This window comes from Actinoalloteichus caeruleus DSM 43889 (assembly GCF_000429185.2).
GTDB lineage: Bacteria > Actinomycetota > Actinomycetes > Mycobacteriales > Pseudonocardiaceae > Actinoalloteichus_B > Actinoalloteichus_B caeruleus.
In genome coordinates this window covers 103,102-115,444 of sequence record NZ_AUBJ02000001.1, presented here as the reverse complement: position 1 = coordinate 115,444, position 12,343 = coordinate 103,102, and the positions used below count along the sequence as shown (strand labels likewise).

Sequence of the window (12,343 nt, the reverse complement as noted above, 5' to 3'; positions counted from 1 at the left end):
GACCGGGGCCGGGCAGGACCGAACACGGGCGGTAACGTCGCCAGCGTTCCCGTCCCGCACCACGGAGGCCCGAGTGAGCACCGAGTCCCCCCACCGCGGCGGCCCCTTCGACGCCGCCTGCCCGCGTGACCCGCACCCCGTGTTCCGCGACCTCCGGGAACGGTGCCCGGTACGGCACACCGAGCTTCCCGACGGAACGCACGCTTGGCTGGTGCTGGAGCACGAGCTGGTCCGATCCGGACTCGCCGACCCGGCGCTCTCCCTCGACAAGGCCAACTCCCGAGACGGGTACACCGGTTTCCGCCTGCCACCCGCGCTGGACCGCAACCTGTTGAACATGGACCCGCCGGACCACACCCGGATCAGGGCGCTGGTGGCCGGCGAGTTCACCCCGCGTCGGGTGGCGGCCATGCGTCCCCTGGTGACCAGGATCGCCGAGGGGCTCCTCGACCGCTTCCCGGCTCAGGGGCCGGTGGACCTGGTCACCGCCTTCACCGCGCCCCTCCCCGTGCTGGTGATCTGCGAGCTGTTGGGAGTCCGGGGAGCGGACACGGCGGCGATGCGCGGGTGGATGGAGAGCCTCTTCGTCCCCGACCCCGACGACCCGGCCGCCGCGGGGAGGTCCGTCGCCGCGATGGTGCGGTTCCTCGCCGACGCGGTCGCCGAACGCCGGCGCGCCCCCGGCGACGACCTGCTGTCCGCGTTGGTGACCGCGCGGGACGGCGAGGACAGGCTGACCGAGGACGAACTGACCTCGCTGGCCTTCGCGATGTTCTTCGCGGGGTTCGAGAACACGGTGCACGCCATCGGCAACGGGGTGCACGCGCTGCTCGACCACCCGGAACAGCTCGTCGCGCTGCGCGCCGATCCCGGCCTGGTTCCCGCCGCCGTCGAGGAGGTCCTCCGCTACGAGCCACCCGCGCAGTTCGCGATCCGGCGGTTCCCCCTGCGGGACCTGGACGTCGCCGGCGTGGCGGTGCCGGCCGGGCAGACCGTGCTGCTCGGCGTCAGCGCGGCCAACCGCGACCCGGCCGTCTTCTCCGACCCCGACGAGTTCGACATTCACCGGGATGATGCCGGCCGGCACCTCACGTTCGGGCGGGGGCCGCACTTCTGCGTGGGGGCGGCACTGGCCAGGCTGGAGATGGAGATCGCCTTCATTACGCTGTTCCAGCGGTTCCCGGACCTGCGGTTGGCCGTTGCCGAGGAGGAGCTGGTGTGGCGTCCCTCCCACCGCAGTCGGGGACTGGCCGCGTTCCCCGTGCTGTTCTGAGCCACCGGTACGGCCGGCGCGCCGTGCCCCCGCGCGACGCCGGTACCGGCGGCCGCGCCTCGGCCGAGGGGCCGAGGTCGTCCCGGCTGGTCCGCGCGGGCGCGGGACGCCCGGTCGGTCACGGCGGCGATGCCGCGCGCCGGGGCAGGGGACCGTGCCCCCAGGTCGGTCACGCTTCCGGGCGGGCGGCAGGTCGTCGCCGGCCCGGTACCGCGTGCCGTCCGACGGCCATCGGTCAGGCACCGGCAGCGATGTGGCGTAGGACGGCGCGAGCCGGGGACGCGAAGTGACGCACGGTAACGTGATCTCGCGGGACGTGACGAGATCGCCCCGGGCCAGCCCGGACCGACCGCCGCTCCCGGCGGCTGGCCCGCGCCCGGGCCAGCCGCGCCCCGGGCGGACGACGAGAGGAGCGGCTGGGCGTGGAGGGCCCCGGGAACCCGGCGAAGGTGCGCGCGCTGACCGACCAGGTGCACGCCTACCTCCCACCCGACGGCGGCTGGGGGTGGGCGAACTCCGGCCTGGTCAGGGGCGCGGAGGCGTCGCTGCTCGTCGACACCTCCTTCGACGCCCGGCTCACCCACGCCATGCTGGACGCCCTGCGGCCCCTGACCGAGGAAGCTCCCCTCCGCCTCGCCGTCAACACCCACGGCGATGGTGACCACTGGTACGGCAACCACGTGTTGCCCTCCTCCGTCGACATCGTGGCCACCTCGGCGGCGGCGACCGAGATGCGGGGCCTCACCCCCGACGTGCTGGCGAACCTGGTCCAGGCCGAACTGCCGCGCCCCACCAGGGACTACGTCCGACGCGCGTTCGGCGCCTTCGCGTTCGCCGACACCGGCGTCAGGCTCCCGACGGACACCTTCACCGGCCGGCTCAGCCTCGACCTGGGCGGCACCACCGTCGACCTCCTGGAAGTGGGCCCCGCCCACACCTCGGGGGACCTCCTGGTCCACGTGCCGGCCTCGGACACGGTCTTCACCGGGGACATCCTCTTCGTGGGAGTCACCCCGATCATGTGGGACGGCCCGATCGACAACTGGATCGCCGCCCTGGACCGGGTGCTCGGGCTCCAGCCGAAGCACATCGTGCCGGGTCACGGCCCGCTCACCGACGCGGCGGGAGTAGTGGCCGTCCGGTCCTACCTGGAGCACGTGCGCCGCGAGACCCGGGAGCGCTTCGACCACGGGATGCCACCGGAGGAGGCCGCCGCCGACATCGACCTCGGCGAGTTCGCCCACTGGCTGCTACCGGAACGCGTCGTGGTGACCGTGGACCGGCTCTACCACGAGTTCGACCCGGACCGGCCGCTGACCGGGAAGATCGCGATGTTCGACGCGATGGCCCGCTACGACGCGTCCCGTTTCCGGCGCGCCACGGGAACAGCCGCTGACGGCTCGACGGGCGGCAGTGGTCCCTCCGGCACGGTCGCCGTCCGACCGCGGGACGGACGCCCCTGACAGACGCGTCGATCGCCGGCCCGAGGGACGCTCCTGGGCCACCTCTCCCCCACCAGGTCAGCCCCATCGCGCGGAGGGCGGGTAGGCGTCCTCGATAGGGTGCGCTCCCGGAACCACGGTGAGAGGACGATGATGAGCGCGGAACTGGGCATCGAGGACGTCAAGATCGGCGACGGGGCGGAGGCGAAGGCCGGTGACTCCGTCACGGTGCACTACGTCGGCACCCTGACCAACGGGTCGAAGTTCGACTCCTCCCGTGACCGGGGCGAGGGCTTCACCTTCGGGTTGGGCGCCGGCCAGGTCATCAGCGGCTGGGAGCAGGGTGTGGCGGGCATGAAGGTGGGTGGGGTCCGCAAGCTGGAGATCCCGCCGCACCTCGGGTACGGGGCGCGCGGAGTGCCCCCGATCATCCCGCAGAACGCGACCCTTCTGTTCGAGGTGGAGCTGTTGGCCGTCAGCTGACGCCGAGCGGGGGCGCTGGTGGAACCGCACCGGCGCCCCTTCCCGGCCTGGGGAGCGCACGATTTCCCAGCTCGGGCCCCAGCACGTCCGATCGTGCGCGTCCGCCGGTCGTGCGCGAATCACGCCCCGCCGCCTGCCAGCTGCACGAAGCACGAAGCACGAAGCACGAAGCACGAAGCACGAAGCACGAACCAGCCTTACCGCCCACACGTCGAGGTCAGAGCCCGCCGCGTACCTCCGCCAGCTGGTGGTGCGGCTGGCTGGCACTGTCCAGCATCGACCTGGCGCGATCGTCCAGGGCCACCCGCCGCTCGGCCACCGCCGCGAGAAGGGCCCTGTACCGCAGCCCCGCCGCGGGTCGTCGAGCACCGGCCGCATGTGCTCGAACAGGTGGGTTACGGCGCCTCGGGACGTGCCGCGTGGCGGAGGGGTTGCGGAGACGGGGTTCCTGGTTCTGAGACGCCGGCCCCAGCGTCCGCTCGCTGGCGGGCACGTGCCGGCGTCCCGTGTTCGGGAACGGGGTGACGACCTCGTCGCGGCCGCCTTCCCGTCACTCGGCCCGCGACGGCGGGCCGGGGACCTCCGTCCCCGCCGGCGGCCGGGGGCGGATCAGTGGTCGCGACGGGCGAGCAGCTGGGCGAGTCCGGCCAGGTCCCGCGCTGCCGAGGCGTCGACGGCGGCGTCGTCGAGGTGGCCCAGCCCTTCCGCGAGGAGGGCGTCGATCCGTTCCCGGCAGTGCTCGCGCCCTCCGGCGAGTTCGACCAGCTCGGCGGCCCTGGTCACCTCGGCGTCGGCGAGTTCCCCCTGCCGCTCGTACAGCGCGGCCAGTTCGTCGCCGGGCGGGGTGGCGGAGGTGAGTGCCGCGGCGACCGGCAACGACTTCTTCCGGCTCCGCAGGTCGGAGTGCACGGGCTTGCCAGTGACCTCCGGATCTCCCCAGATGCCGAGCAGGTCGTCGGCGAACTGGAACGCGAGGCCGACCCGTTCCCCGAACAGGCGCAGCCGGTCCACCTGGTCGTGGTCACCACCGCCGAAGAGCGCTCCGAGTCCGCTGGCGGCACCGAGGAGCGCGGCGGTCTTGCCCTCGGACATGCGCACGCACTGGTCGAGCTCGACGGTCCGGCGGTGTTCGAAGTCGAGGTCCAGGCTCTGCCCGTGCACGAGTTCGCGGACGGCGGCGCCGAGCAGGCGACCGCCCTGACGCGCCTCGGGTCGGTCGCTGACGGTGAGGAGGTCCAGTGCCAGGGTGAGGAGCGCGTCGCCGGTGAGGATCGCGAGGTTGACGCCGAACAGTCGCCAGGCGGCCGGGCGGTGTCGCCGCACCGTGTCGCCATCCATGACGTCGTCGTGCAGCAGCGAGAAGTTGTGGACGAGTTCCACCGAGGTGGCCGCCGTGGTCGCGTGGGCAGCCGTGCCACCGACCGCCTCCGAGCACAGCAGGGTGAGCGCGGAGCGCACCGACTTGCCCGCGCCGGCCCGGGTGGGACGGCCCTGCGCGTCGGACCAGCCGAAGTGGAATCCCGCCACCCGTCTGAGGGTCTCGGGGAGGGTGTCGACCGCTGCTCTCAGTTCGGGTTCGACGGCCTCCCTGCCCCAGGCCATCACGTCACGACGCGAACGTTCTCCGGCCACCACGTCCCGCACGGCCATCCTCCGACACCTGCCTTCAGCCTCGCTGCCGTCTGCTTCGCCCCGTCGGTGCCGCCGGCACCCGGCGCCCGCCCGGGTCGATTCTCGCTGACCGTGACCGCCGGTGGGGCCGGGAACCCGGTGGGCGGGGTGACCCGACGGTGCGGAAACGGTGGGGTCGTCGCCCTCGACGACAGCGTCCGTCCTCGTCGGTCCCGGCCCTCGGGAGGAGCCGCCGGCCGACCGGACCAGGAGCCTCCCACAGTCAGAAGAAACCACAGTGGGCCGGACGGCGCCCGCCAAGGTGGTGGCGGGTAGTCCGAACGGGCCGGGTGCCCGACCGGAGCAGGTCCCCTGCTCGGGGTGGGTCCCCGTGGCACCAGCGGGCCGGGCGTGACCGGGGTCCGGGGGACTCGGGCCACCCACCGGGCGGGGCGGACCGCGTCGACGGTCGGGGTGGCTCCGGTTCACCGGTGGTGCCCCGGGTGCCACTGCCACCGGCGGGACGATGCTGGCGGGTGCCGTGCTCCGACTGGCCGGCTGGCACGGGCGAGGCCCAGCTCAGCGCACGGTGCTGCCGGGTGCGAGGTCGAGCAGGGGCAGCTCGGACCTGGTGGGCAGTCCCTCCCAGTCCCCGGCGCTGGCCACGGCGAACGCGCCCAGCAGCACCGCCCGGTGGAGTCGCTCGGGGGCGTCGAGCCCGTCGAGGCGGGCCGAGAGGTACCCGGCGCTGAAGGCGTCGCCGGCTCCCACGGTGTCGACGACGGGCACCCGGACCGCCGCGACCCGCTCGGTCCCTCCCCGGTGGTGCAGGTGGGCGCCGTCGGCTCCGAGTTTGACGACGACCTCGGACACCCCGGCGCCGAGCAGCCGCTGGGCGGCATCGACCGTGTCGCCCGCCCCGGCGGCGACGAGGGGGAGCTCGTCGTCGGAGGCGATCACCACGTCCGCCCGTTCGGCCAGCGGGGCCAGGACCTCGGTGGCCTCGTCGGCGGTCCAGAGGCGGGAGCGGAAGTTCACGTCGAGGGAGACGGTCCACCCGGAGGCCCTGGCGTGGTCGACGGCGCGGCGGACCGCCGCCAGCGGCTCCGGTCCCAGGGCGCAGGTGATGCCGGTGACGTGCAGCAGCCGGGCCCCCGAGGTGAGCGCGGGCACGAGGTCCCCCGGGTTCAGGCGGGACCCGGCCGAGCCGCTGCGGTAGTAGTTCACCCGAACGACGTCGGCGACGCGCGGTTCGAACAGGATGAGCCCGGTGGGGGCGTCCGGGTCGACCACGACCGAGGTGACGTCGACGCCCTCCGCCCGCAGCGTTCGGGTGACGAGCTCGCCGGGCTGGTCGGCGCCCACCCGGCCCACCCAACGGGTGGCGTGCCCGAGGCGGGACAGCCCGATGGCGACGTTGGACTCGGCTCCCGCGACGGAGAGCCGCATGTCTCCGCCGAGGCGCATCGGCCCGGTGCCCCGGAGCGCCGCCATGGTCTCGCCGAGGGTGATGACCTCGGTCATGCGGGTCCACCGCCCTGGTCGTGCTCGCGGGCCAGCGCCCGGAAGGCCTGGGCGCGTACCCGCATCTCGGCCGGGTCGGCCCCGTCGGCGGCGCCGGCGAGGAGGGGGGAACCCACGCCCACGGCGAGGGCCCCGAGTCGCAGATAGCGGCGCGCGGCGTCGACGTCGACGCCACCGACCGGGACGAACGGCACCGAGGGGAAGGGGTCCCGCAACGCCTTCAGGTAGTCGGGTCCGCCGCCGTGGCTGGCGGGGAACAGCTTCACCGCGCTGGCTCCGGCCTGGACGGCGGTGTACACCTCGGTGGGCGTGAGCGCGCCGACCAGGGTGGGCAGGCCGAGTTCGATGGCGGTGGCCGTGCCCGGCCCGATGGCCGGGGTGACGGCGAAGGTGGCTCCCGCGTCCCGGGCCCGCCGCGCGTCCTGCTCGGAGAGGATGGTGCCGGCTCCGAGCGCGGCCTGGCCGGCACGCGCCTGGGCGAGGCGTTCGATCACCGCGAGCGCGTCGGCGCCGGTGAGGGACACCTCGACCAGGTCGATTCCCTCCTCCCACAGGATTCGGACGGCGCGGTAGGCGGCCTCGGGGTCGCGACCGCGCACGATCGCCACCACTCGCTCCTCGGCGAGGCGGTCGAGAAGGTTCATGCTGCGTCTCCTGGTGTCTGTGGGTGGTGCGTGCCCGTCCGGAGCTTCCCGGCCGGGCGGGGGGATCACCATTCGGCGAAGGAGCCGTCGTCGTGCCGCCAGGTCGGCGACCGCCACTCGTGGCCCAGTTCGTCGGCCCGCCGTACCGCGTCCTCGTCCACCAGCACCCCCAGCCCGGGCCGGGTGGGGCGGGGGAGGTGGCCGTCGACGAAGCGGAACATCTCCCGGTCCACCACGTAGTCGAGGAGTTCCGCGCCGACGTTGTAGTGGATGCCCAGGCTCTGCTCCTGGATGAGGAAGTTCGGGGTGGCGAAGGCGATCTGGAGGCTGGCGGCGAGGGCGATCGGACCGAGGGGGCAGTGCGGGGCCAGTTGCGCGTCGTAGACCTCGGCGAGCGAGCCGATGCGCCGGACCTCGGAGATGCCGCCGGCGTGGGAGAGGTCCGGTTGGGCCACGGCGATGCCCGCCTGGAGGGCTGGCAGGAACTCGTGCCGCGAGTACAGCCGTTCGCCGCAGGCGATCGGGACCGAGCTCGACCGGACGAGGTCACCGAGGAGGTGGGTGTGCTCCGGCAGGACCGGTTCCTCGACGAACATGGGGTGGGCGTCGGCGAGGAGTGGGATCACCCGGCGGGCGGTGGCGGCGGTGAACCGGCCGTGGAAGTCGACCGCGACGTCGCGGTGGGGGCCGAGGACCTCCCGGGCGGCCGCCAACCGGGCGAGTACGCCGTCGATCTCGGCGACGGTGCCGGCCCGGCTCATCCGGCCGCTGCCGTTCATCTTGACGGCGGTCAGACCGGCCTCCACCTGGGCGGCGATGGCCTCGGCGATCTCCGTCGGTTCGTCTCCGCCCACCCAGCCGTAGACACGGACGCGGTCCCGGACCGGGCCGCCGAGCAGCTGGTGGACCGGGGCGTCGAAGGCCTTGCCCGCGATGTCCCACAGTGCCTGGTCGAGGCCGGCCACGGCGCTGGAGAGCACGGGGCCACCCCGGTAGAAGGCTCCCTTGGTCATGCGCTGCCAGTGGTCCTCGATCCGCAGGGGGTCCTCGCCCACGAGCAGTTCGGCCAGTTCGTGGACGGCGGTGCGCACGGTGTGGGCTCGTCCCTCCACCACGGGTTCGCCCCAGCCGACGATGCCCTCGTCCGTCTCCACGCGGCAGAACAGCCAGCGGGGGGCGACGAGGAAGGTCTCCACCCGGGTGATCTTCACGACAGCTCCTTCATGTGGTCGTCGGCGTGCCGGGAGGACGGGGTCCCCGCGTCCCGGGGCTCGGGGGTCGAGGGCTCCTCCGGGGGGTGCCCGTCGTGCTCGGCGCCGGCGAACCGGCCGTCGGTGACCCGGCGCAGGTCCGACGCGGACTTCTCCAGGAGGTCCCGCATGGCCCGTTCCGCCGCGTCCGCGTCGCCGAGCCGGATCGCGTCGACGACGGCCTGGTGGCTGGGCACCGGGTCGTCCTCGGCGGCGCCGTGCACCAGCCGGTCGCGTTCGGACAGCCCCGGTTCGATGAAGATCTCCATCCGGATGAGCATCTCGTTGTGGGTGGCGACCAGGAGGGCCCGGTGCCAGGCGAGGTCGGCGGCGGCCGCGGCCGAGGGGTCCCCGCCGACGGCGCGGGCCATCGCGAGCAGGGCCTCGTCGAGCGCGGCGAGGTCCGCCTCCTGTCTCCGCAGCGCCGCGAACCGGGCGGCGGCGGGTTCGACGACCGTCCGCACCTCGGCGAGGTCCTGGAGGAAGGCGGTGGCGGCTCCCGCGGCGAACTGCCAGCGGATGACGTCGACGTCGAGGAGGTTCCAGGTGGCCCGGGGACGCACGAAGGTTCCCCGGCGCTGCCTGGCGTCCACCAGGCCCTTGGCCGCCAGGACCTTCAGCGCCTCCCGCAGCGCGGTCAGGCTCAGGTCCAGCTCGCCGCTGAGGCCGGCGAGGTCGATCGTCTCGCCTTCGGCGAGTTCGCCGGAGACGATCCGCACGCCGAGCAGCTCGACGGTGTTCCCGTGCACTCCGCGCCCGATGTAGGCGGCCATCCTTCTCGTCCTCCAGTCGTCCCGGCGCGTGTTCGGGCCGCCGCCGTCAGGCGGAGGCCTTGAAGGCCGTCCACCCGCCGTCGACCACCAGTCCCGTCCCGGTGACGTAGGAGGCGTCCGGTGACGCGAGGAACGCGATACCGGCGGCCACCTCCTCCGGGGTCCCGAAGCGGCGGGTGACGGTCTGCTCGACGCTGCGAACCCTGTCCTCCTCGGACACCTCGTCCCACGCCGCCGTCAGGATGGGTCCGGGCAGGACCCAGGTCACGCGCACCTCGGGTCCGTACTCGACGGCGAGCTGCCGCCCGAGCGAGGTCAACCCGCCCTTGGTGGCGGCGTAGGCCGGCCTCCCCGGCAGTCCGACGACGGCGTGCACCGAGGAGGTGAGGACCACCGCGCCCCGCTGGGCGCGCAGGTCTCCCAGGCAGGCCCGGACTCCGAGGAAGGTACCCGTGAGGTTGACGGCGAGCTGCTGGTCCCAGGACTGGCGGCTCATCTCGTGGGCGGCCCGGACGTCGACGGTATAGGCGTTGCTGACCAGGACGCCGATCGGGCCGAACGACTGGCGGGTTGTGGTCACGGCGTGGTCCCAGGCGTCCTCGTCCGCGACGTCGCTGCGCAGGCCCAGCGCCCGCCCACCGTCGTCGCGGATGGCGGCCGCGACGTCGTGCACCCGGTCGTCGACGTCCAGCAGGGCGACGGCGGCGCCCTCCTGGGCGAGGCGGCGCGCGGTGGCGGCCCCGATCCCCGAGGCCGCGCCGGTGACGACCGCCGTGCGGCCGGCGAACCGGGACTCCCCGGCACGGGGGGTGCCCTCCTGGGGTGTGCTGTTCACCTGTCCCACCTCGTCCTTCGGAAACCCGCCCGTCCTCGCCGGGCCGGTGTTGGTTGTCGATCGACCCTCTCACCCACGGCGGACCACTCCGACGTCGACCGGCGTCGCGTCCGCCCGCCGCAGCACCGAGAGCCGGATCTCGGTGGCCGCCGGGGGCAGCTCGGGGAGTTCGGGGAGCGTCGCGGGCCGGCCGGGCCGCTGCCCGTCGTGGTCCACCACCGCGATCTCGGTGCCGCCGCCGTCGTGGCAGGTGGCCCGGAGGGCGCCGACGCTGTCGGGGACGAACACCCCGGTGAGCCGCCACCGTCCCGTGCCGGGGTCGGCGACGAGCCCGAGCGGGCGCGTCCAGTACCCGGCGTCGGTCACCGAGGTGACGGCGTCCCGGGTGGCACCGAAGCGCACGTCGACGGGCAGGCTGGCGCGGTCGCCGGGGTCCAGCCAGGTGAAGGGGCCCAGTGCCTCGCACTCGACGACCCGGTCCCGGGGTTGGAGGCCGCCCAGGTGGTCGAGGGGCCGGTCCAGGGGGTGTTCCAGCCAGACCTCGACCCGGGAGCCGCCGTCCGGGTACTCGGCCTCCTCCCAGACGGGGAACCGCTGGGTGAGGGTGCCGTGGGCGGCGACGTGCGCCAGCCATCCGGCGGCGTCGGGGAAGCCGACCTTGCCCACCACGTCCTGCGCGGGGACGAGTGCGGTCCGGCCGTCGTGGCGGACCTCGGGGTTGGCGGTACCGGCGACGAGGTCCACCGTGGTGGGCCGCCCCGACCCGGCGAGGCCCACGTACACGCCGGCCTCCGGCCCGGCCTCGGCCGGCGGGTGCCCGACGAGTTGGGTGACGTTCCACAGCCCCCACCGCACCCGCCGGTCGGACACGTTGTGGAACTCCAGGTCGAGCCGGTAGCCGGTGGTGCCGGCCGGCAGCCGCACGGTGCGGGTCGAGCGGAGCCCGGTTCGGGGGTCCGGGTCGCTGGTCATGGTGGCGATGGCCTCGCCGTCCTCGACCCGGGTGGTCAGCCGGTAGGCGCCGGAGTCGAGGACCGGGTCCGGCGGTCCGGCCCACTGGTCGGGGCCGTCCCACCCCTGCGGGGCCGGCCACGTCTTGTCGCCTCCGACGTTGTTCCAGGCCGACATGGGCCCGGCGGTGGGGGTGAGGCGGACGCCGTCCCTGGGCCGCAGGTCCTCGTCGAGCAGCCGGGGGTTGTGGTACAGGTGCTCGCGGCCGTCGACGCGGACCGAGAGCACCCGGCCGCCGAGGGTGGGGGCCAGGGTCACCCTGACCAGTCCGTTGTCCAGGTGGCACAGCGGAACCGGCCCCGAGGCGTCGTGCTCGACGCGCGCGGTGTCCGGGGGTGGTGGCGTGGTGTCGCCCCGCCCGGCCGTCACCGGTCGTCCCCGTCCGCCACCAGGACCACCTTGCCCCTGCTGTTGCCGGCGGCGAGCCGGTACGCGGCGTCGGCGTCGGCGAGGGGGAACCGGTCCGAGACCACGGCCTCGGGGCGGAGCCCCCAACGCACGAGGTTCCTGGCGAGCTGGGCCATGACCGGCACGGAGGTCACCCAGGACGCGTAGAGGGTCAACTGCTTGTGGAGCAGCGCGTCGGACACCTCCGTCTCCAGGGTGCCGCCCTCCCCGACCAACGACACGCGTCCCCACTCGGCCGCGTTGTCGATGACGGTGGACCTGCCGGGGCGGCTGCCGGAGCAGTCGATCCCGGTGCTCGCCCCCCTGCCGCCGGTGAGCCCGGCGACGACGGTGGCCGCCTGCTCCGGTTCGGCGGTGGCGTCGAAGACGCCGAGGGTGTTGGCCCAGGCCCGTCGCGCCGGCGACGGTTCGACGCCGATCACCCGGCGAGCGCCCATGCCCCTGGCGATCATCCCGGCCGCGAGGCCGACCGGTCCCAGGCCGACGACGAGGAGGTCGTCCTCCCCGCTGACGGCCACCCGGCGCAGGCCCTCGTAGGCGGTGCCGAAACCGCAGGCGATCAGGGCGCCGTCGACGTGGGAGAGCTCGTCGGGCAGGTGGACGCAGGTGGATTCCTCGACCAGCAGGTAGTCGGCGTTACCGCCGTCGCGTTGCCACCCGTAGGCGGCGCGGGAGTCCGCGGTGCAGCTGATCTGGTAGCCGAGCCGGCAGTTGTCGCACAGCCCGCAGCCGGCGATGTGGTAGACGATCACCCGGTCGCCGACGCCGAAGTCGCGGCAGCCGGGTCCGGCGGCCACGACCGTGCCGCTGGGTTCGTGCCCGGTGACGACTCCCCGGTAGGCGGGTCCGTCCTGGCCCCGGTGGGTCTTGTGCTCCCGGTAGATGTAGCCGATGTCGCTGCCGCAGATCCCGGAGGCTCCCACGCGCAGCAGCAGCTGCCCGGGGCCGGGACTGGGTACCGGCAGTTCCCGGACCACGGCGGTGGAGTCGCCTGGCAGGTAGACACCGCGCATGGTGGCGGGGGTGGTGGCTGGCGCGGTCATGTCGGTCTCCGTTCGGCTCGTGACCGGGTTCTGGTGGTCGTCGGGG

General features: G+C 74.2%; 11 protein-coding genes. 3 read left to right on the top strand and 8 right to left on the bottom strand.

The genetic code is table 11. The annotated features are described in order from the left end of the window. Positions 1-73: 73 nt before the first annotated feature. From G443_RS25265 to G443_RS00455, 3 genes are all read left to right on the top strand, one after another. A complete protein-coding gene (locus tag G443_RS25265; RefSeq protein ID WP_026418684.1) occupies positions 74-1,273 on the top strand; it encodes a cytochrome P450 family protein in 1,200 nt (399 codons plus the stop codon). A 422-nt stretch (positions 1,274-1,695) separates the two neighbouring features. Next, entirely contained in the window at positions 1,696-2,736 is a 1,041-nt protein-coding gene (locus G443_RS00460) for an MBL fold metallo-hydrolase (protein ID WP_081715402.1), read from the top strand. Between the two features lie 132 nt (positions 2,737-2,868). Continuing rightward, the gene (locus tag G443_RS00455; protein ID WP_026418683.1) at positions 2,869-3,198 is read left to right on the top strand and encodes an FKBP-type peptidyl-prolyl cis-trans isomerase; all 330 of its coding nucleotides are present in this window, start codon (positions 2,869-2,871) and stop codon (positions 3,196-3,198) included. Between the two features lie 609 nt (positions 3,199-3,807). Here the strand turns inward: G443_RS00455 and G443_RS00450 are convergent. From G443_RS00450 to G443_RS00415, 8 genes are all read right to left on the bottom strand, one after another. Next, positions 3,808-4,848: a polyprenyl synthetase family protein gene (locus G443_RS00450; protein ID WP_026418682.1), complete on the bottom strand. Its 1,041-nt coding sequence runs from the start codon at positions 4,846-4,848 to the stop codon at positions 3,808-3,810. Between the two features lie 540 nt (positions 4,849-5,388). After that, complete coding sequence (locus tag G443_RS00445; RefSeq protein WP_026418681.1) at positions 5,389-6,333, bottom strand: sugar kinase; 945 nt, start codon at positions 6,331-6,333, stop codon at positions 5,389-5,391. Further along, a complete protein-coding gene (locus tag G443_RS00440; protein ID WP_026418680.1) occupies positions 6,330-6,977 on the bottom strand; it encodes a bifunctional 4-hydroxy-2-oxoglutarate aldolase/2-dehydro-3-deoxy-phosphogluconate aldolase in 648 nt (215 codons plus the stop codon). The genes G443_RS00445 and G443_RS00440 overlap by 4 nt, the downstream gene beginning before the upstream one ends. 65 nt (positions 6,978-7,042) lie before the next feature. Then, positions 7,043-8,188: a galactonate dehydratase gene (dgoD, locus tag G443_RS00435; RefSeq protein ID WP_026418679.1), complete on the bottom strand. Its 1,146-nt coding sequence runs from the start codon at positions 8,186-8,188 to the stop codon at positions 7,043-7,045. After that, positions 8,185-9,000, bottom strand: coding sequence for a FadR/GntR family transcriptional regulator (locus tag G443_RS00430; RefSeq protein ID WP_026418678.1), 816 nt, complete (start codon positions 8,998-9,000; stop codon positions 8,185-8,187). Before G443_RS00430 ends, dgoD begins: the two co-directional genes overlap by 4 nt. Before the next feature lie 46 nt (positions 9,001-9,046). Continuing rightward, a complete protein-coding gene (locus G443_RS00425) occupies positions 9,047-9,835 on the bottom strand; it encodes an SDR family NAD(P)-dependent oxidoreductase (RefSeq protein WP_051313948.1) in 789 nt (262 codons plus the stop codon). A 69-nt stretch (positions 9,836-9,904) separates the two neighbouring features. Continuing rightward, on the bottom strand, positions 9,905-11,215 hold the full coding sequence (locus G443_RS00420; protein ID WP_051313912.1) for a DUF4380 domain-containing protein: 1,311 nt from the start codon (positions 11,213-11,215) through the stop codon (positions 9,905-9,907). Beyond that, entirely contained in the window at positions 11,212-12,297 is a 1,086-nt protein-coding gene (locus tag G443_RS00415) for a zinc-dependent alcohol dehydrogenase family protein (RefSeq protein WP_026418676.1), read from the bottom strand. Before G443_RS00415 ends, G443_RS00420 begins: the two co-directional genes overlap by 4 nt. Positions 12,298-12,343 lie beyond the last annotated feature (46 nt).

What these genes read in the sequence shown, in the direction of transcription:
- G443_RS00455 (WP_026418683.1), top strand. Translation starts at nt 2,869, where the DNA reads ATGAGCGCGGAACTGGGCATCGAGGACGTCAAGATCGGCGACGGGGCG.
- G443_RS00450 (WP_026418682.1), bottom strand. Translation starts at nt 4,848, where the DNA reads ATGGCCGTGCGGGACGTGGTGGCCGGAGAACGTTCGCGTCGTGACGTG.
- G443_RS00445 (WP_026418681.1), bottom strand. Translation starts at nt 6,333, where the DNA reads ATGACCGAGGTCATCACCCTCGGCGAGACCATGGCGGCGCTCCGGGGC.
- G443_RS00440 (WP_026418680.1), bottom strand. Translation starts at nt 6,977, where the DNA reads ATGAACCTTCTCGACCGCCTCGCCGAGGAGCGAGTGGTGGCGATCGTG.
- G443_RS00430 (WP_026418678.1), bottom strand. Translation starts at nt 9,000, where the DNA reads ATGGCCGCCTACATCGGGCGCGGAGTGCACGGGAACACCGTCGAGCTG.
- G443_RS00415 (WP_026418676.1), bottom strand. Translation starts at nt 12,297, where the DNA reads ATGACCGCGCCAGCCACCACCCCCGCCACCATGCGCGGTGTCTACCTG.